The 22373-nt window shown below is 59.8% G+C and carries 18 protein-coding genes and 1 tRNA gene; 12 read left to right on the top strand and 7 right to left on the bottom strand.

The window, feature by feature from the left end; all coding sequences use genetic code 11:
- Positions 1-16: 16 nt before the first annotated feature.
- Both NQ492_RS01065 and NQ492_RS01060 read right to left on the bottom strand, forming a co-directional pair.
- Positions 17-1693, bottom strand: a complete 1677-nt coding sequence (locus NQ492_RS01065; protein ID WP_015546565.1) for a glutamine--tRNA ligase/YqeY domain fusion protein — start codon at positions 1691-1693, stop codon at positions 17-19.
- Between the two features lies 1 nt (position 1694).
- On the bottom strand, positions 1695-2798 hold the full coding sequence (locus NQ492_RS01060; RefSeq protein ID WP_015546566.1) for a hypothetical protein: 1104 nt from the start codon (positions 2796-2798) through the stop codon (positions 1695-1697).
- Positions 2799-2888: 90 nt separating this feature from the next.
- Here NQ492_RS01060 and NQ492_RS01055 point away from each other — a divergent pair, with 90 nt between their 5' ends.
- On the top strand, positions 2889-3425 hold the full coding sequence (locus NQ492_RS01055) for a TrmH family RNA methyltransferase (protein ID WP_015546567.1): 537 nt from the start codon (positions 2889-2891) through the stop codon (positions 3423-3425).
- A gap of 34 nt (positions 3426-3459) precedes the next feature.
- Complete coding sequence (panB, locus tag NQ492_RS01050; protein WP_022061504.1) at positions 3460-4275, top strand: 3-methyl-2-oxobutanoate hydroxymethyltransferase; 816 nt, start codon at positions 3460-3462, stop codon at positions 4273-4275.
- A gap of 76 nt (positions 4276-4351) precedes the next feature.
- Here panB and NQ492_RS01045 read toward each other — a convergent pair whose 3' ends face one another.
- Positions 4352-5518 (bottom strand): TlpA disulfide reductase family protein, encoded by a 1167-nt coding sequence (locus NQ492_RS01045; RefSeq protein WP_015546569.1) that lies wholly within the window; start codon positions 5516-5518, stop codon positions 4352-4354.
- A 161-nt stretch (positions 5519-5679) separates the two neighbouring features.
- On the opposite strand from NQ492_RS01045, the gene guaB reads away from it, so the two are divergent.
- The 4 genes from guaB (at position 5680) to NQ492_RS01025 (ending at position 10722) form a co-directional block, all read left to right on the top strand.
- Positions 5680-7158: an IMP dehydrogenase gene (gene guaB / locus NQ492_RS01040; RefSeq protein ID WP_015546570.1), complete on the top strand. Its 1479-nt coding sequence runs from the start codon at positions 5680-5682 to the stop codon at positions 7156-7158.
- Positions 7159-7329 (top strand): hypothetical protein, encoded by a 171-nt coding sequence (locus NQ492_RS01035; protein ID WP_015546571.1) that lies wholly within the window; start codon positions 7159-7161, stop codon positions 7327-7329.
- A 13-nt stretch (positions 7330-7342) separates the two neighbouring features.
- Complete coding sequence (gene guaA / locus NQ492_RS01030; protein ID WP_015546572.1) at positions 7343-8869, top strand: glutamine-hydrolyzing GMP synthase; 1527 nt, start codon at positions 7343-7345, stop codon at positions 8867-8869.
- A gap of 320 nt (positions 8870-9189) precedes the next feature.
- The gene (locus NQ492_RS01025; RefSeq protein WP_147620680.1) at positions 9190-10722 is read left to right on the top strand and encodes a bifunctional GNAT family N-acetyltransferase/carbon-nitrogen hydrolase family protein; all 1533 of its coding nucleotides are present in this window, start codon (positions 9190-9192) and stop codon (positions 10720-10722) included.
- Positions 10723-11626: 904 nt separating this feature from the next.
- On the opposite strand, the gene NQ492_RS01020 is transcribed toward NQ492_RS01025, so the two are convergent.
- On the bottom strand, positions 11627-13732 hold the full coding sequence (locus NQ492_RS01020) for a beta-glucosidase (RefSeq protein WP_015546573.1): 2106 nt from the start codon (positions 13730-13732) through the stop codon (positions 11627-11629).
- A gap of 222 nt (positions 13733-13954) precedes the next feature.
- On the opposite strand from NQ492_RS01020, the gene NQ492_RS01015 reads away from it, so the two are divergent.
- Together NQ492_RS01015 and NQ492_RS01010 are read left to right on the top strand one after the other, a co-directional pair.
- A complete protein-coding gene (locus tag NQ492_RS01015) occupies positions 13955-15640 on the top strand; it encodes a DUF6377 domain-containing protein (RefSeq protein ID WP_015546574.1) in 1686 nt (561 codons plus the stop codon).
- A 102-nt stretch (positions 15641-15742) separates the two neighbouring features.
- Positions 15743-16237: a 3'-5' exonuclease gene (locus tag NQ492_RS01010; protein WP_022062360.1), complete on the top strand. Its 495-nt coding sequence runs from the start codon at positions 15743-15745 to the stop codon at positions 16235-16237.
- Between the two features lie 125 nt (positions 16238-16362).
- Here the strand turns inward: NQ492_RS01010 and NQ492_RS01005 are convergent, their stop codons facing one another.
- Positions 16363-17634 (bottom strand): porin, encoded by a 1272-nt coding sequence (locus NQ492_RS01005; protein WP_015546575.1) that lies wholly within the window; start codon positions 17632-17634, stop codon positions 16363-16365.
- A gap of 376 nt (positions 17635-18010) precedes the next feature.
- On the opposite strand from NQ492_RS01005, the gene NQ492_RS01000 reads away from it, so the two are divergent.
- From NQ492_RS01000 to NQ492_RS00985, 4 genes are all read left to right on the top strand, one after another.
- Positions 18011-18457, top strand: coding sequence for a cold-shock protein (locus tag NQ492_RS01000; RefSeq protein WP_015546576.1), 447 nt, complete (start codon positions 18011-18013; stop codon positions 18455-18457).
- Between the two features lie 27 nt (positions 18458-18484).
- Positions 18485-18835 carry an RNA recognition motif domain-containing protein gene (locus NQ492_RS00995; protein ID WP_015546577.1) on the top strand — a complete coding sequence of 117 codons (351 nt, stop codon included), beginning with the start codon at positions 18485-18487 and terminating at the stop codon, positions 18833-18835.
- 189 nt (positions 18836-19024) lie between these two features.
- A complete protein-coding gene (locus NQ492_RS00990) occupies positions 19025-20284 on the top strand; it encodes a putative DNA modification/repair radical SAM protein (protein WP_015546578.1) in 1260 nt (419 codons plus the stop codon).
- Positions 20285-20288: 4 nt separating this feature from the next.
- Positions 20289-21050: a TIGR03915 family putative DNA repair protein gene (locus tag NQ492_RS00985; protein WP_015546579.1), complete on the top strand. Its 762-nt coding sequence runs from the start codon at positions 20289-20291 to the stop codon at positions 21048-21050.
- 29 nt (positions 21051-21079) lie between these two features.
- Here the strand turns inward: NQ492_RS00985 and NQ492_RS00980 are convergent, their stop codons facing one another.
- Together NQ492_RS00980 and NQ492_RS00975 are read right to left on the bottom strand one after the other, a co-directional pair.
- The gene (locus NQ492_RS00980; RefSeq protein ID WP_015546580.1) at positions 21080-21751 is read right to left on the bottom strand and encodes a MarC family protein; all 672 of its coding nucleotides are present in this window, start codon (positions 21749-21751) and stop codon (positions 21080-21082) included.
- A 233-nt stretch (positions 21752-21984) separates the two neighbouring features.
- Positions 21985-22073 (bottom strand) — tRNA-Ser (locus tag NQ492_RS00975).
- Positions 22074-22373 lie beyond the last annotated feature (300 nt).

The raw sequence follows: 22373 nt of genomic DNA, 5'->3' as shown, positions 1-22373 counted from the left end.
TCGGTGGGGGATCTTTCTATTTGTTGATCTTGGCCCACGAGTCCTTGAGCGTCACCGTGCGGTTGAACACCAGATGACCGGGGGTCGAGTCGGTGTCGGGGCAGAAGTAGCCCACGCGCTCGAACTGTACGGCCCGGCCTACGGGGATGTCGCGCAGCGACGGTTCGAGGTAGCCTGTGATTTTGATCATTGATTCGGGATTGAGGTTGTCCTCCCAGGTCTGCCCTTCGGCCACGTCGTCGGGGTCCTCCTTCGTGAAGAGCGGGTTGAACAGCCGGATTTCGGCCTCCACGGCATCCGCGGCCGACACCCAGTGGATGACGCCTTTCACGCGGCGGCCGTCGCTCGACGAACCTCCGCCCGACATCGGATCGTAGGTGCAGCGCAGTTCGGTGATGTTGCCCCCCTCGTCCTTGACGACCTCCTCGCACTTGATGAGGTACGAATAGCGCAGGCGCACCTCGCCGCCCGGCGAGAGGCGGAAGAACTTCTTGGGCGGATTCTCCATGAAGTCGTCGCGCTCGATCCAGATCACCTTCGAGAAGGGAACCTGCCGCGTGCCGGCGGCTTCGTCCTCGGGGTTGTTGATCGCCGTGAACAGCTCGGTTTTGTCGTCCTCGTAGTTCGTGATGACCACCTTCAGCGGATTCAGCACGGCCATGCGGCGCTGGGCGACCCGGTTCAGGTCTTCGCGCACGCAGTATTCCAGCTTCCCGAGGTCGATCACGTTGTCGCGCTTGGCGACGCCCACCATCTCGGCGAAGTTGCGCACCGAGGCGGGCGTGTAGCCCTTGCGGCGCAGGGCGCAGATCGTCGGCATGCGGGGATCGTCCCAGCCCATCACGGCGCCCTCCTGCACGAGCTTCAGCAGTTTGCGCTTCGACATCATCGTATAGGTGAGGTTCAGGCGTGCGAACTCGTACTGGTGCGAGGGGAAAATGTCGAGCGCCTGGATGAACCAGTCGTACAGCGGACGGTGCACGTCGAATTCCAGGGTGCAGATCGAGTGGGTGATCCGCTCGATCGAGTCGCTCTGGCCGTGGGCGTAGTCGTACATCGGGTAGATGCACCATTTGTCGCCCGTGCGGTGATGCTCGGCGTGGATGATGCGGTACATGATCGGGTCGCGGAACAGCATGTTCGGATGGGCCATGTCGATCTTGGCGCGCAGCACCTTGGCTCCGTCGGGGAACTCGCCGTTCTTCATTCTCGTGAACAAATCGAGGTTTTCCTCCACCGAACGGTCGCGCCACGGCGAGGGCGTTCCCGGCACGGATACCGTACCGCGGTTTTCGCGGATCTCGTCCTGCGTCTGGTCGTCGACATAGGCCAGCCCCTTCTTGATCAGTACGACGGCCCATTCGTAGAGCTGGTCGAAATAGTCCGACGCGTAACGCTCCAGCTCCCACTGGAAGCCGAGCCACTGGATGTCGCGCTTGATCGAGTCGACGTACTCCACGTCCTCCTTGACGGGGTTCGTGTCGTCGAAGCGCAGGTTGCACTTGCCGCCGTATTTCTTCGCCAGTCCGAAGTTGATGCAGATGCTCTTGGCGTGGCCGATATGCAGGTAACCGTTCGGTTCGGGCGGGAAACGGGTCTGTATGCGCGTTTCGCCCCCGGCGATCGACTCTTCGATGATCTCTTCGAGGAAGTTCAGCGACTTCTCCCGTGTTTCGTTTGTTTCGCTTGCCATATTATTTTTTATGATTTTTGCTGTTGTAAACGGTTTTGAGCAGTTTCACCCCCACGACCAGCATTTGCTGGGTTCCCAGGGCCGTGCCGTCGTGGTGGGCGGCGAACTCCGCGCGGACCGAGACCGTGTCGTTGAAGAACGAGCGGCGGTAGGAGAGCGCCGTGCGGCTGTACACCTTCTGGTCGGTGCGGAAGAAACTCTCGGCGGGGTACAACTCGCGGCCGTAGGGGAGCGGTGTGCCGTCTTCGAGTTCATGTCCGTAGAAGAAGGGGTGGATGTTGTCGCCGACATAGAGGCGTTCGTCGAGCGACAGTCCCCAGCGGCTGATCCGGAAGGCGAACTCGCCCATGCAGGGCTTTTCCCACGAGTGGCCGAAACTGCGGTCGCGCTGGGCCGTGAGCAAAGCTCCCAGTTTGATGTCGAAATCGAAGAAGGCGTTGAACCGCACGCCGACGCAGGGGTTGAGCAGTTGCAGGTCGACGACGTTTTCGATCGGCGCGCCCTGCTGTCCCGCATAGTGGAACATCGAGTAGTTGAACCCGTAGTAGAACGTGTCGAGGTAGTGGCGTCCGGCGAGCAGGATGCGGAACTTTTCGCGCGAGAGGGTGGAATACATGCCCTCCCAGTCGCAGACGAACTCGACGTAGGAGTCCCTTTTGCCGTTGTACTGCGCCAGCACGCCGTTCATGCGGTTGTGGAAGAAGCGTTCCGACTCGGAGAAGAATGCCGTCGAATAGTCGTCGTCGTGCATCATGTCGCGCGTGAAGATACCGGCTGCGGCCGTCACCTTGGGCGTCTGGAACTGGTAGTAGAAGACGGGTTTGATCTCCGAAAGATAGGCCGATTCCTGGGTTCCGAAATTCTTGATCATGTCCGCGGCGATGACCAGCGTGTTTTTCTCGTCCCACCGGATGCCGACACGGGGCGTCAGCCGGGCTGCGAAGTCCGTGCCCGATTCGATGTCCAGCCCCGGCACGGCGAACTCGTTGCTGCCGAATTCCTTGTTGTCGAAATACATTTTGAAATCGGTTCCCAGCAGAATCTCCTGTGCGTGTCCTGCGGCGACGCATCCGGAAAGGGCGAGCAAGAGTAAAAGTTTTTTCATAGGTGTCAACGGAATATAGCTGACAAAAGTAAGGAAAAGATTTTAATTTTATTTACTTTTGCCCCCGAAATCAATCGTTCCGAACCCATTATGCGCAAAATCACCAACGAAGAACTCGGCAGGCCTTCGGCCGAGGAGTTCGCCGCGATGGAAAAGATGCCTGTCACGGTGGTGCTGGACAACGTTCGTTCGGCCCAGAACGTCGGGGCCTTTTTCCGCACGGGCGACGCTTTCGCCGTGGAGCGGATCGTCCTGTGCGGCATCACCGCCACTCCGCCCAGCCGTGACATTCACAAAACGGCTCTGGGGGCCGAGATGACCGTGCCCTGGAGTTATTGCGCTTCGACCGTCGGGTGCATTGCGCAGCTGCGTGCCGAAGGATATGCGGTCTACGCCGTGGAGCAGGTCGAGGGGGCCGTGATGCTCGACGCGTTCCGTGCCGCGCCGGGGGTGAAGTATGCGCTCGTCTTCGGCAACGAGGTCGACGGCGTGGGGCAGGAGGCCGTCGACCGGTGCGACGGGGCCGTCGAAATCCCGCAGGCCGGGACCAAGCATTCGGTCAACGTCTCGGTGTCGGGCGGCGTCGTTTTATGGAGTTTCTTTTGCCAAATCCGTCCGAAGCGTTAACTTTGCCGCGTTGTAAAACTTAAAATCTGAAAAAATGTCAGTAGAAAGCACCGTCCGCGCGGTAACGACTTACCGCCTGACGGAGATGAAACAGCGGGGCGAGAAGATCGCCATGCTCACCTCTTACGACTATTCGATGGCGAAGATCGTCGATGCCGCGGGTATCGACGTGATTCTCGTGGGCGACTCGGCCGCCAACGTGATGGCCGGTTACGAGACCACGGTTCCCATCACCCTCGATATGATGATCTACCACGCCCGTTCGGTCGTGCGTGCCGTGGAGCGGGCGCTGGTCGTCGTCGACCTGCCGTTCGGAACCTATCAGGGCAACTCGAAGGTGGCGCTCGATTCGGCCATCCGCATTATGAAGGAGACCGAGGCCGACGCCGTGAAGATGGAGGGCGGCGAGGAGATCCTCGAATCGGTCCAGCGCATTCTCTCGGCCGGCATTCCCGTCATGGGACACCTCGGCCTGACGCCCCAGTCGATCCACAAGTTCGGAACCTACGCCGTCCGCGCCAAGGAGGAGGCCGAGGCCGAAAAGCTGCTGCGCGACGCGCACCTGTTGAGCGAGGCGGGCTGTTTCGGCATCGTGCTCGAAAAGATTCCCGCGGCGTTGGCCGCGCGCGTGACCGCCGAGATTCCGACCCCGACGATCGGCATCGGCGCCGGCGCGGGCTGCGACGGCCAGGTGCTCGTGATCCACGACATGCTGGGTATCAACAAAGGGTTCTCGCCGCGCTTCCTGCGCCGCTACGCTGACCTGCACACGGTGATGACCGGTGCCGTGGAGCAGTATGTCAGGGATGTGAAGGAGTGCGATTTCCCCAACGAAAAGGAGCAGTATTAGTCCCTGATTCCTTATACACGCAAGCCCCGGCTGGAATGTTCCAGCCGGGGCTTGCGTTGCAGAAGGCTAAAGAAGGCTATTGGATCGTCTTGTGCAGGGCCTCGTAGAAATCGGGTCCTTCGCCCGCGTATTTTCCGATGATGAGGCCGTCGGGACCGATGATCACCTTGGTGGGGTATCCGCTGACAGCATATTCGACGGAGATGTCTTCCGCTGCCGGAACGTCTTTCGGATTGTAGACGTTGATCCACGGCAGCCGGTGTTCTTCGACCGCGGCGAGCCATCTCTCCGGAGTGTCGTTGCAGTCGATGCCGACTATTTCCAGTTTGCTTTTATAACGGTCGTAGTATCTCTTCATCTTCGGGATTCCTTTGATGCACCATCCGCACCAGCTGCCCCAGAAGTCGAGCACGACATACTTTCCGCGAAGCGACGAGAGGGTGAAATTCTTATCGTCGGCGGTTTTCAGCGTGAAGTCCGGAGCGGGGCTGCCGGCGACGATCTTCGCTTCGGCCAGCCGGATCAGGCGGTATTTTCCGGCTTTGGCCAGCAGCGGTTCGAGCAATGGCCTAAATATCGAGTTGCGGGCCGCATCGGCGAGTCGTTCGTGGTATGTTAAAACGCTGTCGATGGGTATTTTCGTCAGGCAGTATCCTGCGAGCGGGTTGTCCGGATTGGCGTCGATGTAGTCCATTTCGCAAGCCCGGCGGCGGGCCATCACCTGCCGGAACCGCTCGTAGAGCGCTTCCTGTTCCGCGCGGCTTTTTCCGGCCATGGCATCCTGCAATCGCTGGCCTTCGATCCAGAAGGGCCGCAATTCCTGATAATGGCGGCTGTGATCTTCGTTGAGACGTGTGCCCGAAAGCGTGCAGTTGAAAACCGTCGAGTCGATCCGGCCCTCGATTTTCACCTGTTCGCCCTTGTCGAGGAATAATTTCATGTCCGAAGTGCTGGTCGAATGGCGTCTTCCCTGATCGAATTCCATGAGCTGCATGGGGATGATGATGAATTGTGTCGGCAGCTCGACGGGCATGTCGTATGCAAATCGCCCGTTGGCGGCGACGATCGTGTCGTAGGTGATCCGTTGGTCGTCATCTCCTTTGAGACCGGGCATATCTTCGATCGCGCAGTGCACGATGCAGAGTGAATCGTTGGTCAGGTTGTCGATATGCCCCGTGATCGTATGTCGGGGTGCGCAGCCGGCGACGGCGGCCGCAAGCAGGAGGAGCAGGTCTCTTTTCATTTCGGAATGGTGGATTGATTCTGCATTCAAAGATAACACAAAAAGTCTTACGCCGAACCTATTGATAGAATGTTGATAAAAAAATCGGCGGATAGGTCCGGAAATTAGGCCGTTTCGAAAAAAATCACTACATTTGCGAGCAACAAAAATCCACGTTCATTATGTCTTTTATCAATGAAAGGGTTCAGCCCGAAGGACTTACCTTCGACGATGTGCTGCTTATACCCGCCTATTCGGAAGTGTTGCCGCGAGAGGTCAATGTCCAGACCCGTTTCTCGCGAAATATCTCTCTCAACATCCCCATTGTGTCCGCCGCCATGGACACGGTAACCGAAGCGCCGCTGGCCATCGCCCTGGCGCGGGAAGGAGGAATCGGCGTGATCCACAAGAACATGACCATCGCCGAGCAGGCCGCGCAGGTCCGCAAGGTGAAGCGCGCCGAGAACGGCATGATCTACGATCCGGTGACCATTTCCAAGGACCACACCGTCGGCGACGCGCTGAACCTGATGAAAGAGAACAAGATCGGAGGCATTCCGGTCGTGGATGCGGACAGGATGCTTATCGGCATCGTCACCAACCGCGACCTGCGTTTCCAGCGCGACATGTCGCGCCGCATCGAGGAGGTGATGACGCCCGGCGACCGCCTCGTGACGACGCACAATCCCGAACTGGCCCACGCCCAGGAAATACTGCTCAACAGCAAGATCGAAAAGCTCCCCGTGGTGGACGACGCAGGCCGTCTGGTGGGGCTGATCACTTATAAGGACATCACCAAGGTGCAGGATCACCCCAATGCCTGCAAGGACGCGAAGGGCCGCCTGCGCGTGGCGGCCGGCGTCGGCGTTACGCCCGACGCGATGGACCGCGTGAAGGCGCTGGTCGCCGAGGACGTCGACGCCGTGGTGCTCGACTCGGCGCACGGCCATTCGGCCAACATCGTTTCGATGCTCAAGCGGATCAAGGAGGTTTATCCGTCGCTCGACGTCGTGGTGGGCAACATCGCCACGGGCGGGGCCGCGCGCTACCTGATCGAGAACGGCGCCGACGGCGTGAAGGTCGGCATCGGTCCCGGTTCGATCTGCACGACGCGCATCATCGCGGGTGTGGGCGTTCCCCAGCTGACGGCCATCTACGACGTGGCCTGCGTGGCCCGCGAGAGCGGCGTTCCGGTGATCGCCGACGGCGGACTGCGTTATTCGGGCGATCTGGTCAAGGCGCTGGCTGCGGGCGGCGACTGCGTGATGATCGGTTCGATGTTCGCCGGCACGGAGGAGGCTCCGGGCGAGACGATCATCTTCAACGGCCGCAAGTTCAAGAGCTACCGCGGCATGGGCTCGATCGACGCCATGAAGGCCGGGTCGGCCGACCGCTATTTCCAGAAGGGCTGCGAAGGCAACATCAGCAAGCTCGTTCCCGAAGGCATCGCCGCGCGCGTGCCGTTCAAGGGCTCCCTTTCCGAGACGGTTTACCAGCTCATCGGCGGCGTCCGTTCGGGCATGGGCTACTGCGGCGCGAAGGACATCGAGACGCTCAAGCAGGCCCGGTTCATCCGCATCACGGCTTCGGGCATGCAGGAGAGCCATCCGCACGACGTAGCCATCACGAGCGAGGCGCCCAACTATTCGAGCGAACGGTAGATGGGACTCCCGGTTTCGAAATACGACTGGTGGATTCTGGCGGCGGCGTTCGCACTGTTCGCCGCATGGCTGATCACCCGCCTCCCGGTGCTGCGTACGCTGGTCCTTGCGGCGGCGTTGGGTTATCTTCTCCGGCGCGTGTGGGTGGGCTATCGAAATTTTGGAAAGTAATTGAACGACTGATATGGAAAAAATCCTGATTCTCGACTTCGGATCGCAGTACACGCAGCTGATCGCACGCCGTGTCCGCGAACTGAACGTCTATTGCGAAATCCACCCCTTCAACAAAATTCCGGCGATAGACGCGTCGGTGCGGGGCGTGATTCTTTCGGGCAGTCCCTTCTCCGTGCGGGACGCACAGGCCCCGACTCCCGACCTTTCGGCCATCAAGGGCAAACTGCCGCTGCTGGGCGTCTGCTACGGCGCGCAGTTCCTCGCCTCGGCTTTCGGCGGCGAGGTGCAGCCCGCGCCCAGCCGCGAATACGGCCGTGCGATGCTCACCGTGGGCGACGCCTCGGATGCGCTGATGCGCGGCCTTCCGGCCCGCACGCAGGTGTGGATGTCGCACGGCGACACCATTACGCGCGTGCCCGACAACTATGAACTGATCGCCAGCACCGAGGACGTGCGCGTCGCCGCCTTCCACGTCGGGGGCGAGCAGACGTGGGGCATCCAGTTCCACCCCGAAGTGTACCATTCGACCGACGGCACGCAGCTGCTCAAAAACTTCGTCGTGGACATCTGCGGCTGCGGGCAGTCGTGGACCTCGGAGGGTTTCGTGGAGGCTACCGTGCGCGAACTGCGCGAGAAGCTGGGCGACGACAAGGTCGTGCTGGCGCTTTCGGGCGGCGTGGATTCGTCGGTGGCGGCCGTGCTGCTGCACAAGGCCATCGGCAAGAACCTCTACTGCGTCTTCGTCGACTCGGGCCTGCTGCGCAAGAACGAGTTCGGGGAGGTGCTGGAGTCCTATAAGCACATGGGGCTGAACGTCAAGGGCGTGAATGCCTCGGCCAAGTTCCTGGGCGATCTGGCGGGCGTTACGGACCCCGAGCGGAAGCGCAAGATCATCGGCCGCGACTTCGTGGAGGTTTTCAACGAGGAGGCCATTCAGATCAAGGACGTCAAGTGGCTGGCGCAGGGTACGATCTATCCGGATGTGATCGAGTCGTGTTCGGTCAACGGCCCTTCGGCCACGATCAAGTCGCACCACAACGTCGGCGGGCTTCCCGAGAAGATGAACCTGAAGATCGTCGAGCCGCTGCGCCTGCTGTTCAAGGACGAGGTGCGCCGCGTGGGCCGTTCGATGGGCATTTCCGAACAGCTGATCGGCCGCCATCCCTTCCCGGGACCGGGCCTTGCGATCCGCATTCTGGGCGACATCACGCCCGAGAAGGTCGAAATCCTCCAGAACGTCGACAAAATCTATATCGACTCGCTGCGCGCCGCCGGGCTGTACGACCAGGTGTGGCAGGCGGGGGCTGTCCTGCTTCCGGTGAAGAGCGTCGGCGTGATGGGCGACGAGCGCACCTACGAGAGCTGCGTGGCCCTGCGCGCCGTGACCTCCACGGACGGCATGACGGCCGACTGGGTGCACCTGCCCTACGAGTTCCTGGCCAACGTGTCGAACGACATCATCAACAAGGTCAAGGGGGTCAACCGCGTAGTCTACGACATCTCCTCCAAACCGCCCGCAACCATCGAGTGGGAGTAGGGGGATTCCCGTTATGAAAAAGGACCGCATCCGCGGGAAATTCACTGTTGTAAACGAGGTTTCGGTTTCCAAGCCGTCGCCTCGTTTGCTTTTGTTTATATGCATCGTTCTGAACTGCAATCCGCAGCGGGCGTTTCGCGTATTCCGACCGTCGTCATGGAAATTCCGGAAGAGGTCCGCTCCTTCAAGGAGTGCCGCAGCGTGTCGGATCATCAATGACAGGCTGCATTCTGTAATTCGCCGGTACTGGTGAAAAAGAACTTGCCGTTGTTTTTTCACAGGCATTATTTTCATACATTTGTATCCCCAAAAACGAATTTATGGAACCGTTGGAAATTAACAAAGTAGAGATCCGCAACTTGCAGCGTGAAGATTATGACCAGCTGGCCAGCTCATTTACCCGCGTCTATGCCGATGGAAGCGACGTTTTTTGGACGCCGAAGCAAATCGACAAACTGATTCGCATCTTCCCGGAGGGGCAGATCGTCGTAGTCGTGGACGGCAAGATCGTAGGCTGCGCGCTTTCGATCATTGTGAATTACGATGACGTGAAGAACGACCACACCTACGCCCAGGTTACGGGGAATGAAACATTCGACACCCACACCCGCAAGGGTAACATCCTCTACGGCATCGAGGTCTTCATCCATCCCGACTACCGGGGACTGCGGCTGGCGCGGCGCATGTACGAATACCGCAAGGAACTGTGCGAAAAACTCAACCTGAAAGCCATCATGTTCGGGGGCCGTCTGCCCAACTACCATAAGTATGCGGAACAGATGCGCCCCAAGGAATATATAGACAAAGTGCGCCAACGTGAAATTGTCGATCCTGTGCTGTTGTTCCAGCTCTCGAACGATTTCCATGTCCGTAAAGTAATGCGCAACTATCTGCCCAACGACGAGGAGTCGCGCCACTACGCCTGCCTGCTTCAGTGGGACAACATCTATTATCAGGCTCCGACCGAGGAGTACATCCTGCCCAAAACCACGGTGCGCGTAGGCATCGTACAGTGGCAAATGCGCAGCTACAAGACCCTTGACGACCTGTTCGAACAGGTGGAGTTTTTCGTCGATTCCGTGAGCGGCTATCAGAGCGATTTCGTTCTTTTTCCCGAATATTTCAACGCTCCGCTTATGGCGCGGTTCAACGATGTCAGCGAATCGGAGGCCATTCGCGGGCTGGCGCAATATACGGATGAAATCCGGGACCGGTTTATCGCATTGGCCATTAAGTTCAACATCAATATCATCACGGGCAGCATGCCCCAGATCAAAGACGACGGGCAGCTTTACAACGTGGGGTTCCTCTGCCGCCGTGACGGAACTTACGAAATGTATGAAAAATTGCACGTTACGCCCGACGAGATGAAGTGCTGGGGATTGAGCGGCGGCAAGACGATCCGCACGTTCGAGACGGACTGTGCGAAGATCGGCGTATTGATCTGCTACGACGTTGAGTTTCCGGAACTTTCACGCATTATGGCCTCCGAGGGGATGCAGATTCTCTTCGTGCCGTTCCTCACGGATACGCAGAATGCCTATTCGCGCGTGCAAGTCTGCGCCCATGCCCGCGCCATCGAGAACGAATGTTTCGTGGTGATCGCCGGCAGTGTGGGCAACCTGCCCAAGGTGCACAACATGGACATTCAGTATGCGCGCTCCGGAGTCTTCACGCCCTGCGATTTCGCTTTTCCGACGGACGGACGGCGTGCGGAGGCGACGCCCAATACGGAGATGATCCTTATTTCGGACATTAACCTGAACCTGTTGAACGAGCTGCACACCTACGGCAGCGTCCGCAACCTCAAGGACCGTCGCAGCGACCTGTACGAGGTGCGGGTGAAAAAATGAAGGACACGGTGACGGGCTTGAAAACGGGGAGCGCGTGCGGGCCTTGATTGTCGGGGCCTGATGCGGCCGGGCATTATGCCGCAGTGTACGCGCATTTTTTGTTTAGGACGGGCTATGGAAAAGCCCTGGGCGGCGATGCCCGATATAGATTGTTTCGCTGTAAACAGCATGCATGGCTTTTTGTGAATCTTCTTGCCGCATGGCTAAATAATGAGCCGGCGCAGACGGTAGACGTAATGGTCTACGGCATGCAGTCCGGCAGCGAAACCTTTTCTGTGCACCCTTGCAACGAGTCCGGAAACGCCCGAAATACCGTATGTGACGCAACACATTGATAAAAACGCAGCACGCGAGCGCCCTTGGGCTCCGTGCTGGAACATGGATACGGACGTGCGTGCTTTTTCGCACTCCTGCAAGACACCGGTAAGACTTAAATCGGAATTATAGACGTATTCGCATTGCCATTGGTCGGCAAGTAAATTCCCCCCCCCACGGGTTAGGAACGTTTCATTCGTGAATTTCCATGGAGTGTCCGGCCTGTTCCCCGACTCCTTGCAGAGCAGGCAGGCCGTGAAAACCGTTAGCAGTATGAATACCGATTTACGCATTCCGATAAACTGAATCTATTACAAAATTAACTGTTCGTATGGAACCGGCAAATTTTCCGGAGATATATACCGGAAACGGAGATGAATCCGTCCGAATGCAGCATATTGCCGTATGCTTCGATCGGATTCTGTTCGGGAATGGGCGAGAAGGCGAGAGACTGCATGTTGTCATTCAGTATGATGCGCAATGAAAGGCAAAAAAAGTAAACGAGGCGATGGCCTGGAAACCGAAACCTCGTTTACGATAGTCAATAGTGAACTCTCCGCGGATGCGGTCCTTTCTTGCCGCTGCGGGGTTATTTCACCGAGACGGGCAGCGTGGCGGCGATGTCGGCCGACGAGGTTCCCAGCGAAAGGGTGTATTCGCCCGGGTTGACCTTCCAGCCGCGCGACTGCGTGTCCCAGAACGCCAGCGCCTGCCGGTCGAGTTCGAACTCCACGACGGCGCTTTTGCCGGGGGCCAGGGTCACTTTCCGGAAGCCTTTCAGCTCCTTTTTCGGCCGGAGGACCGTCGGGGCGTTCTCCGTGACGTAGAGCTGCACGACCTCCGCGCCCTCGCGGTCGCCCGTGTTGGTCAGCGTGACGCTCACCTTCAGCGGCTTGTCGGCGGGGAACACCTTCGGGGCGCGGGGTTTCGAAAGCTCGAACGTGGTGTACGAAAGTCCGAATCCGAAGGGGTAGAGCGGTGCGATGCCCTTGGTCTCGTACCAGCGGTAGCCGACCAGCACCGACTCCTTGTAGTCGATGTCGTAGAGCTGGATCAGGCGTTCGTTGTAGGCGCGGGGCGCCTTGTTGTAGAACTCCGCGCCGGCGGGCATCGTGCCTTTGGCGGGGGAGTCGTTGAACTCCTTCTCGATGGTCATGGGCAGTTTGCCCGAGGGCGACAGTTTGCCCGAAAGAATGTCGGCCAGCGCCGTGAAGCCGCTCTGGCCCGGATACCAGCCGTAGATCACCGCCGCGGCTTTGTCGTTCCAGCCGCCCATGCGGATTCCCGAACCCGAGTTGACCAGCACGATGGTGTTGGGATTGGACTCGACGGCCGTGCGGATGAAGGCCTCCTCCTCCTTGGGCAGCGCGAAGGGGCGTTCGAACGACTCCACGTCGATCGTGCCCGTCGAGAGCAGCACCACGTCGGCGGCGGCCAGCTCCTCGCGGGAGGGTTTTTCGACGACGCGGACCGCATCGCCGTAGACCTCGCGGAGCGCCGCGGTCAGCGTCACGTTGTCGTAGCCCAGCACCTCGGCCGAGGACGACGTGCTGCCTCCCGTGCGGGGAATCTGCTCGGTGAAGCGTCCCGTCAGCAGGATTTTGCGGCCTTCGGCGAGGGGCAGGATGCTGTTGTTGCGCAGCAGTACGATGCCCTCGGCGGCCACGTCGTAGCCGGTCTGCTTGTGCGCCGGGAATTTCTCCAGCAGGGCGGGAACGTACTTCTCCCGGTCATAAAGTCCGAAGGCGATGCTCGTGGCGATGTTGGGGCGGATCATTTTCTCAATATCCTTTTCGGTGATGCGGCCCTCCTTGAGCAGCGCGCGCACCTCGCCGAAGAACTCCTTGCGGCCCGGCATCTCGACGTTCTGGCCGCTCTTGACCACCTTCTCCGTGTCGTTCACCGACGACCAGTCGCTCATCACGCAGCCCCGGAATCCCAGCTCGCCGCGCAGGATGCGCCGGATCAGGTCGGCGTTCTGCCCGGCCCACTCGCCGTTGAGGCGGTTGTAGGAGGTCATCACGTAACCCACGCCAGCGTCGATGCCGGCCTTGAACGGCGGCAGGTAGAGTTCGTGCAGCGCCCGTTCGTCGACGATCGAGTTCGAGCGGCGGCGGTAAAATTCCGTCTCGTTGCAGATGAAGTGTTTCAGACACGCCACGGTTCCCGTCGACTGCATGCCCTTCACATACTCGGCGACCATCGCCGAGGCGAGCAGCGGATCTTCGCCCATGTATTCGAAGTTGCGTCCGTTCTGCGAGTTGCGGTAGATGTTCATGCCCGGACCCAGCAGGACTTCGATGCCTCCGGCGCGGCACTCTTCGCCCACGGCTTCGGCATAACGATAGGCCAGCGACGGGTTGAAGGTCGCTGCGAGGGAGATCGGGCACGGAAAGGCCGTCGAACGCTCCAGTTGGCGGACCATCGTCGGGTCGGACAGGTTGTCGCGCATGTGCACGCCCTGCGTGGCGTCGGAGAGATAGATGTAGGGCATGCCTTTCTCGGGCACGCCGTAGAAGAAGAACGAGGAGTAGCCGCGCATGAACGAGATCTTCTCGTCGAGGGTCAGCTGTGCGATCCGGGCGTCGGCCTGCCGGTAGGCCTCGTCCCACGCTACGACCTGCTGGGCGGCGGCCGGTGCGATCGTCGCGGCTGCCGTTGCGAAGGCGAGCAAAAGTTTTACGGAGGTTTTCATCGTTTTTTGAATTGGTTTGCGTTTCTGTCTTCTGCAAAGTTAGCGCATGAACGGCCCGCCGGAACGGCTCTTCGGAAAAATATAAACGATATGAACTGTCAGTTTTCTGAAAACCAGTTGATTGATGCTTCGGATGGCGTTGAATTATACAAATAAAACAGGCCTGATAATTTGCTTTTGCATGCTTTTTATCGTTATATTTGTGCAAATCCGTTGCCTGAAATGAAAAAACTGCCTCTCCTTTTCGCGGCCTTTCTCGTCGTCTCCGCATCCGGTCTGCGTGCCGGGGAACCTTCGGACATACATACGCTGCTTCGCCGCCTGGACGGTCTGCTCGACCGCCGCGAGGAGTTCCTGCTCCGTCACGAAGCGCGCCTCGACTCGCTCAAATCCCTGCTATGCGGCGACACCCTCGGGTTCGGGGCGCGTTATGCCGTCACGGCGGAGATTGCGGAGCGTTATTTCGCCTACCAGAGCGACTCGACGATCGCCTACCTGCGCCGGAATGTCGCGCTGGCCGAAAGGGCGGGGAATGCCGACCTGACGATCCGCGCCAAATCGGTCATGGCGATGTGTTACAGCATGAACGGCCGCTTCCTCGAAGCCGACCGGGTGCTGGCCGGGGCGACCGACACGCTGCATATGAGCCGTGCGACGCAGGCGGCCTATTATGCCGCGCAGCATCGCCAGAACCGCGAGTGCCGCAGCCAGAGCGAGCCGGGGGCGGAGCGCGACCGGTTTCGGGCCTGCGAGGAGTACTATGCCCGCCGTGCGCTGGAAACCACCGGCGACATTTCGAAACGTTTCTATTTCGCCTACCTCGTCGCCGTGGACGAAGGGGATTGCGACCGTGCCGCCGCGGCCTGCGACAGTGCGTTGGCATGCGCTCCGCCCGTGTCGCACGACTATGCCCGGGCGGCGTTCTACCGTTCGGAGACCGAAAGGTTCCGGGGCGACGAAGCGGCTCGTTTCGAATGGCTCGTGCACGCCGCCATGGCCGATGTGCAGGGGGCGGTCCGCGACTACGGCGCCTTGGGCGGCGTGGCCGAAGAGCTGCTGCGCCGGGGCGACGCCGCACGGGCGATGCGGTGTATCCGCGTTGCGATCAACGACACGCAGGCCTACAATTCGCCTATCCGTTCGTGGCGCGACATGGCGATTCTGCCCCAGATCGAGCAGGCGTACAGCGAGCGCAATGCCCGTCTGCGCGCGATGTACGTCGCGCTGATCCTTCTGGCCTTTCTTTTCGCCCTCTCGGCAATCGGAGGCGTGCTGTTCGTCCTGCGCCAGAACCGGCGGCTCAACGCCGTGCAGCAGACCCTGCGCGAGTCGAACGGGAAACTGGCCGAGCTGGCTGCCAGCCTGCGCGAAACCAATGCCGACTTGAGCCGGCAGAACATCCGCATCGCCGACGCCAACCGCATCAAGGAGGTTTATATCGGCGGGTTCCTGAAGACGATCTCCGAATATATCTACAAACTGGCCGACACCTACCGTCATGTCGGCCGGATGCTGCGCGACGGCCGTTCCGACGAGCTGCGCCGCGAGTACGCCGGAACCGATGTCCGGAGCGACGAACTGAAAGAGTTTTACCACAATTTCGACACCACCTTCCTGGGGCTTTTCCCCTCGTTCATCGGGGAGTTCAACCGCCTGCTCGCCGACGATGCGCGCATCGGGGTCCGCCGTCCGGGAAGCCTCACGACCGAACTGCGCATCTTCGCGCTGGTCCGGCTGGGCATCACCGACACGGCGACCATCGCCGCACTGCTGCACTGTTCGGTCAATACGGTGTACAGCTACCGTTCGCGCATGCGGCTGCGTTCGCTCGTTCCGGAGCGGGATTTCGAACAGCGGGTGCAGTCCATCGGCCTCGGGGACGATGCCGCGGAGCTTTCCGGGACCTGATCGGGACGGGGCCTCTTGTTGGCGAAACACGGAGTTTTTTCGCTCGGGGTGTACGCTCCGACGCGGAAATGCGTATATTTGCAGCTCGCATATACCGATACGATGAAAGATTTTGCAGCCATAGATTTCGAAACGGCCAACGGCAAGCGCACGAGCGTCTGCTCGGTGGGCGTCGTCGTCGTGCGCGGCGGCGAGGTGGTCGATACGTTTTACCGCCTGATCCGTCCCCGTCCCAATTTTTACAGCCATTTCACGACGGCCATCCACGGTCTGCGCTATGAAGATACGGCTGATGCCCCCGATTTCGCGTCGGTGTGGCGCGAAATCGAACCCCGTATCGAGGGGCTGCCGCTCGTGGCCCACAACTCGCCCTTCGACGAAGGCTGCCTGCGGGCCGTCTTCGAACTGTACGGCATGCCCTGGCCCGGTTATACCTTCTACTGCACCTGTCGGGCCTCGCGCCGCACCTTCGGCAGCCGCCTGCCCAACCATCAGCTGCACACCGTCTCCGCCGCCTGCGGCTTCGAACTCGAAAACCACCACCACGCGCTGGCCGATGCCGAGGCGTGCGCGCAGATTGCCCTGAAAATCCTGTAATATATATAGGTGTCGCCCGAGAAGTCTGATTTTTACGATTTCACCCCTGCCGGAGAGCTTCCGGCAGGGGTGACTTTTTTCGGGGGACTTTTCGGACGGATTTTTCGGACGGCCTGTTCTCTCCGTCAAAGCCCCAGCTCCAGCTGGAAGCGGATCTCCCAGCGGTTGTAATTGGGGTCTATGGACCTGCTCCGGGTGTTGTACGACATGTCGGCCTGCACTTTGAGGCTGTGGCCGATGATGTAGCGCGTGATGCCCAGCGTGGTCTGGTTCCAGTTGCGGTATCCGGCCAGCGGCTGCACTTCGCTGTCCGGGAACAGCGTCGAGTTGCGCAGGGCGATTTCCCATTTTTTGTTGAACAGGTAGCTGGTCTGCACGTTGAGACCCTGCCCGTTGTAGACGAAGGCTCCGGTTTCGGGGCTGAACAGCGGGTCGCTGCACGAACGGCCCATGAAATCGGTGTAGAAGGCGAAGCCCCGGTATTCGAGGATGAAATCGACGAAATAGGACCCCAGGTTGCGTGTGGCGTCGCCGGGCATCACGGCTCCCCGCTGACCCTTCAGCCGCGAGGCCTTGTGGTTGTAGGAGTAGGCTCCGGCGAGCAGAATCTTCACCCGCTCCTCGAATTCGTAGTTGCCCTCGATGACGTCGCCCTTCGACTTGAAGCGTCCCAGCGGATAGAGTTCCAGACGCCCCGTATAGGCCAGCCCTCCGGTCGGCGAACTGCCCCAGTTGCGGCCTTCGCCCAGCGTGACGGAGCCTTTTGCCGAGAGGTTGAAGCCCTCGCCGTGGCGCATGTTGTATTCGCCGAAGAACCCGAAGTCGCGGTCGAGGTTGAATTCGCTGTTGACGATGCTCCGGTCGACGAATTGCAGGGCGCTCGACGAGTTGATCCGCGCGCGGTTGGCCTTGATCTTGGTCTGCCCGAAGCCGATGTTCCAGGTGGCGTTGGGCACGTAGTAGACGATGGCGTCGCGCACGATGTTCATGTCGCCGCCGGGCAGCAGCTCTGTGTCGTAGGAGGTGAATCCCAGCTGGACCGAGTAGACCAGTTTGGGCGAATAGATGTAACCGTCGAAGCGCAGCCGCAGCCGTTTGACGCGGGCTTCGGTCTTGGTGAGCGTGAAGTCGTCGTCGAACGACAGCGCCAGAAGGTTCTGCATGCGGAAGCGCATCGTCAGTTCGAACCAGTCGTTTTTGGGCCGGAAGGTGATGCCCTTGCCGATCTCGATGTTGGGCATGTTGCGCAGCTGTGCCAGCAGTTCGCCGGTCGAATCGGCCGCGATGATTTCGGTGCGGAGGTTGCGTTTCTGCGCCGCAGGGACCTGCGGCCTCTCCTGTGCCGCGGCCAGCGACCAGCAGGCGGTCAGCAGGAGCAGGATCGGGAATTTTTTCATCGTATCTTTCTGTTAATTCTCTTTCGGTTGCATGTCGGACAAAAGTACAAAAAATATGCAGAGTCCGGGGAACCGCGATGCAAAGTTGGGGCGTAAATCTGAAACGAATTTGAAATACAGGGGCGGCAGAGGGCTTTCGGCGGGTAAAAAGATGCGGCGGAAGAGATAAAATCCGAAAAAATAGGATTTCTGGAATAAAATGTGTATCTTTGTTGCCAAACAATCGAGTTTTGTTTTGAATCTTTCTTTGTAAGTGTTTGATCCCGCAGTCCATCGCGGTTTCCCCCATTCTCAAAATCGACCTCATTAGCTTGCTCTTTTGTTGGGAGCGGTGCGCCTTGTGCGCTTCGGTATTTGCAAAAAAAATAATTGATAAATGGCCAAACGAATTACATCGGGAAAGAGAGAAAGAGAGAAATTAAAGCAGACCAAACGTCAGGACAAGCAGAAGAAAAAGGAGGAGCGTCTGAGCGGCGGGAGCCGCAGTTTCGAGGACATGCTGGCGTATGTCGACGAAAACGGCGTCCTTCACACGACCCCGCAGGATGTGAAGCCCAAGGAGGAGATCGACGCCTCGCAGATCGAAATTTCGGTCCCGAGACAGTCGGAAATCGAGGAGGAGGAGCCGATGAGCGGCCGGGTGGAATATTTCACCGCATCCAAAGGCTACGGCTTCATCAAGGATGCCGCCGGTTCCGAGAAATACTTTTTTCACATCACCAACGCCCCAGCGGGCATTGCCGAAGGGGACCGGGTGACGTTCGAACTCGAACGCGGCACGCGGGGAATGAATGCAGTACGAATAGTTATCAGTAACAAATAACACTTTTTTAATTAACTTATCAAGAGAATGAACATTTATGTTTCGCATCTGAGCTGGGGCACGAGCAGTGAGGGCTTAGGAAATTTATTCATGCAGTTCGGCGAAGTAGCGTCGGCTAACGTTATTACCGACCGGGAGACGGGCCGTTCGCGCGGTTTCGGCTTCGTCGAGATGCCCAATGAGGAAGAGGGTCAGAAGGCCATCGACCAGCTCAACGGAACCAGCTTCGAGGGTCAGACGATCACGGTCAACGTGGCTCGTCCCCGCGAGGAGCGCTCTTCGGGCGGCTACGGCGGCAATCGCGGAGGCGGTTACGGCGGCAACCGTGGCGGAGGCTACGGCGGCAACGGCGGCGGTTACGGTCGCAACCGGTACTAATTCCGGATTTTATTTCAGAACGGATCTCCGGGAGAGCGTTTCTCCCCATACCATACGGAGCGGGGCGGTTTTTACCGCCCCGTTTTTTGTTTTTCCCTATTTTCCACACGCCCAGCGACATCGGGAAAAAGAGCGAAAAATTACCCGCGGGACCTCTGTTTTTCCCGAAAAAAGCGATAACTTGCCGCCATGAAGGAGACGGTGCTCGAAAAACTCAAGGTGCTGGCCGAGTCGGCCAAATACGACGTTTCGTGCGCTTCGAGCGGCGTGACGCGCAAGCATCGTGCGGGCGGGGTGGGCAGCGCCGCGGGGTGGGGCATCTGCCACTCCTTCACGGCCGACGGACGCTGCGTCTCGCTGCTGAAGATCATGCTCACCAACGTCTGCATCTACGACTGCGCCTACTGCATCAACCGCCGCAGCAACGACATTCCGCGCGCCGCCTTCACGCCGGGCGAACTGGCCGAACTGACCATCGAGTTCTATCGCCGCAACTACATCGAGGGGCTTTTCCTCTCGTCGGGCGTCGTCCGCGATCCCGACTATACGATGGAGCGCATGGTCCGCGTGGCCCGCGACCTGCGCACGGTGCACCGTTTCAACGGGTACATCCATCTGAAGAGCATTCCCGGTGCCAGCCGCGAACTGGTGGCCGAGGCCGGACGCTACGCCGACCGCATGAGCGTCAACATCGAAATCCCGACCGAACGCAACCTGCAATTGCTGGCTCCCGACAAGAATTACGAAAGCATCTACCGCCCGATGAGCTACATCCAGCAGGGGGTGCTCCAGAGCGCCGAGGAGCGTACGCGCTTCCGCCATGCGCCCCGCTTCGCTCCTGCCGGGCAGAGCACGCAGATGATCGTCGGGGCCACGGACGAGAGCGACCGCGACATCCTGCTGCTCTCGTCGGCCCTCTACGGACGGCCCACGATGAAGCGGGTCTACTACTCGGGCTTCATTCCCGTCAATCCCTACGACAAGCGGCTTCCGGCGCTCGACAAGGCGCCGCTCGTGCGCGAGAACCGGCTCTACCAGGCCGACTGGCTGATGCGTTTCTACGGGTTCCGCGCCGAGGAGATCGCCGACGAGCAGACGCCCCGGCTGGATCTCGACATCGACCCCAAGCTGGCCTGGGCTTTGCGGAATCCCGCGTTTTTTCCTGTCGATGTCAACCGTGCGGACTACGAGGCTCTGCTGCGCGTGCCGGGCATCGGGGTCAAGTCGGCCCGGCTGATCGTCTCCTCGCGCCGCTACCGGACGCTGACGCAGCAGTCGCTGCGGCAGATCGGCGTGGTGATGAAGAAGGCGCAGTATTTCATCAGCTGCCGGGAACTTACTGCGGGGCAGGGCGTCAACGAACTGCGCCCCGAGCAGGTGCGCCGCCTGCTGACCGCTCCGCAGCGGCGGAAAACGGGTAATAACGAAGGCCAACTGACCCTTTTCTGACGCGATGCTGGTTTTCCGATATGACAAATCCTTCGACGGGCTGCTGTCGGCCCTGTTCGATGCCTACTCGATGCGGGCGTTTCCCGAGGCGCTGATCGGCCCCGGGGAACCCGAACCGCTTTTTACGGAGCGCGTCCACGACGTTGCGACCGACGAGGCGCATGCCGGCCGTGTGTGGCGGGGACTGGAACGGCGGCTGACCGCCCGCACCCGTTCGATGTTCGTCTATGCCTGGCACGGGGAGCAGCCGCAGGGCGACCTGCTGATGCTGCGCTGTCTGCGCCGCGTTTTCGACGAGGGCGGAGGCGTCGTGGCCGACCAGGCCGATCCCGACATGAAGTCCCTTTTCCAGTTGGCGCTCAAGGTCTCCCACGAGCGGGAACGTCTCAAACAGTTCGTCCGCCTCCAGAAAGCCGCCGACGGGACCTATTTCGCCGCCGTCACGCCCGAGCACGACGCCCTGCCGTTGGCGGTGGACTATTTCACCGACCGTTTCGCCGACCAGCGGTGGCTGATCTACGACAGGCGGCGCGATTGCGGCTACTATTACGACGGGCATACGGCGCGGTGCGTCACGCTGGAGGACGACCGGGGAATGATCGCCGACAAACTTGCCGACGAATGGCTCGCCGAGGACGAGCGGCAGTTTCAGCTGCTGTGGAAAAACTATTTCCGGGCGCTGGCGATCCCCCAGCGCATCAACGAACGCCAGCAGCGCCGTATGATGCCCCGTCGTTACTGGAAGCATCTGACTGAAATGGAGTGACCGGCCGGGACGGGGAGGCCGGTTTTCGGTCAGACATGCAGGTTGAACAGCTTGGCGATGCCCGTCACGACGATCTGGACGCCGACGCAGAAGGTGAAGAAGGCGACCATCTTGTTGATGACGATGCTGCCGCTGTTGCCGATTTTGCGGATGATCCGTTCGCCCTGCGACAGGAACAGATAAAGTATCAGGCACATCAGTACGATGACCAGCGCGATGATCGCGTAGGAGAGCAGGCCCCGCGCCCAGCCGTTCTTCATGCTGACCGACGCCATCAGCGTCAGGATGACCGAGACGCTGCCCGGGCCGATGCTGATGGGAAAGGTGATCGGGTAGAAGATCTGCGACTCGATGGCCGATTTGTGAATGGGGTTGACGTCCTTGCCCTGCGTCCGTCCCACCGAGGAGTCCGAATCGCCGAGCCATTGCAGGGCGGTGCGGCAGATCAGCAGTCCTCCGCCCAGCTGGATGACCGGGAGCGAAAGCCCGAAAAGCGACAGCACGAAATGCCCCACGGCCAGGCTGCCCAGCCCGACGAGCAGATAGTCGGTGACGATTCTGCGGATGATCGACCTGCGGTCCTCGTCGTTCAGCCCCGACAGCAGTCCGTTGACCAGGAATCCGGCTCCCACCGGGTTGGCCACCGGGAACAGCGCCATGAAGGCGGATATGAACGTGAACAGAAACCCTTCCTTTAACATCTTGAGGTTCGGAACTTTGTATTGCAGGCTTGACTCCGGCAAGAACCGTTCCAAACCTTCCGTCCTCCGGGCGGAGCCATATCGTCCGGAGGCGGAAGCCGTTCGGTTCCCGGATCACGCGTAATCCCGGTCTCCAACGACAACAACAATCGCAGACCGGAAAAGTAAAACCCTGCAAGTCGTTGATCTTGCAGGGTTTTCTGTTTTATAGCCGCTTTGCGTGTCGGCTTTTGCGGAGAGGACGAGATTCGAACTCGTGGTACAGGTTGCCCCGTACGTCGGTTTAGCAAACCGGTGGTTTCAGCCACTCACCCACCTCTCCGGACACGCCTTCCGGCTGTTAACTCCGAAAGGGTGTGCAAATATAGAATCTTTTTAGGGAAATACAAAGAAATGCGGTCAAAATTTGTATTTTTGCGTAAATCCTCGCACCCCGGTTTGAAACGCATCCGTTGCATATTACATATGGTGTGCTGCTTTTGTCGCGGTGTCCGCCGCAGCGCAGCCTGCGCCGGAAAACCGTTTCGGGCGGCCGCTCGCCGAGGTGCTGCCCGAAGCTGCGCCGTGCGCTTTCCCGGGCGGACTGCCCCCGGCGGCTCTCCCAAGCTGTGCACGACCGGAA

The sequence above is a fragment of the Alistipes shahii WAL 8301 genome (assembly GCF_025145845.1).
Taxonomy (GTDB): Bacteria; Bacteroidota; Bacteroidia; order Bacteroidales; family Rikenellaceae; genus Alistipes; species Alistipes shahii.
This window is presented reverse-complemented; position numbering and strand designations above follow the sequence as displayed.

Bases quoted from the DNA above. Each gene is read 5' to 3' on its own strand.
- NQ492_RS00985 (WP_015546579.1), top strand. From the start codon at position 20,289: ATGCTGGTTTTCCGATATGACAAATCCTTCGACGGGCTGCTGTCGGCC.
- NQ492_RS01015 (WP_015546574.1), top strand. From the start codon at position 13,955: ATGAAAAAACTGCCTCTCCTTTTCGCGGCCTTTCTCGTCGTCTCCGCA.
- NQ492_RS00980 (WP_015546580.1), bottom strand. From the start codon at position 21,751: ATGTTAAAGGAAGGGTTTCTGTTCACGTTCATATCCGCCTTCATGGCG.
- NQ492_RS00995 (WP_015546577.1), top strand. From the start codon at position 18,485: ATGAACATTTATGTTTCGCATCTGAGCTGGGGCACGAGCAGTGAGGGC.
- guaA (WP_015546572.1), top strand. From the start codon at position 7,343: ATGGAAAAAATCCTGATTCTCGACTTCGGATCGCAGTACACGCAGCTG.
- NQ492_RS01055 (WP_015546567.1), top strand. From the start codon at position 2,889: ATGCGCAAAATCACCAACGAAGAACTCGGCAGGCCTTCGGCCGAGGAG.
- NQ492_RS01020 (WP_015546573.1), bottom strand. From the start codon at position 13,732: ATGAAAACCTCCGTAAAACTTTTGCTCGCCTTCGCAACGGCAGCCGCG.
- NQ492_RS01065 (WP_015546565.1), bottom strand. From the start codon at position 1,693: ATGGCAAGCGAAACAAACGAAACACGGGAGAAGTCGCTGAACTTCCTC.
- NQ492_RS01025 (WP_147620680.1), top strand. From the start codon at position 9,190: ATGGAACCGTTGGAAATTAACAAAGTAGAGATCCGCAACTTGCAGCGT.
- NQ492_RS01045 (WP_015546569.1), bottom strand. From the start codon at position 5,518: ATGAAAAGAGACCTGCTCCTCCTGCTTGCGGCCGCCGTCGCCGGCTGC.
- guaB (WP_015546570.1), top strand. From the start codon at position 5,680: ATGTCTTTTATCAATGAAAGGGTTCAGCCCGAAGGACTTACCTTCGAC.
- NQ492_RS01000 (WP_015546576.1), top strand. From the start codon at position 18,011: ATGGCCAAACGAATTACATCGGGAAAGAGAGAAAGAGAGAAATTAAAG.
- NQ492_RS01060 (WP_015546566.1), bottom strand. From the start codon at position 2,798: ATGAAAAAACTTTTACTCTTGCTCGCCCTTTCCGGATGCGTCGCCGCA.
- NQ492_RS01035 (WP_015546571.1), top strand. From the start codon at position 7,159: ATGGGACTCCCGGTTTCGAAATACGACTGGTGGATTCTGGCGGCGGCG.
- NQ492_RS01010 (WP_022062360.1), top strand. From the start codon at position 15,743: ATGAAAGATTTTGCAGCCATAGATTTCGAAACGGCCAACGGCAAGCGC.
- panB (WP_022061504.1), top strand. From the start codon at position 3,460: ATGTCAGTAGAAAGCACCGTCCGCGCGGTAACGACTTACCGCCTGACG.
- NQ492_RS01005 (WP_015546575.1), bottom strand. From the start codon at position 17,634: ATGAAAAAATTCCCGATCCTGCTCCTGCTGACCGCCTGCTGGTCGCTG.
- NQ492_RS00990 (WP_015546578.1), top strand. From the start codon at position 19,025: ATGAAGGAGACGGTGCTCGAAAAACTCAAGGTGCTGGCCGAGTCGGCC.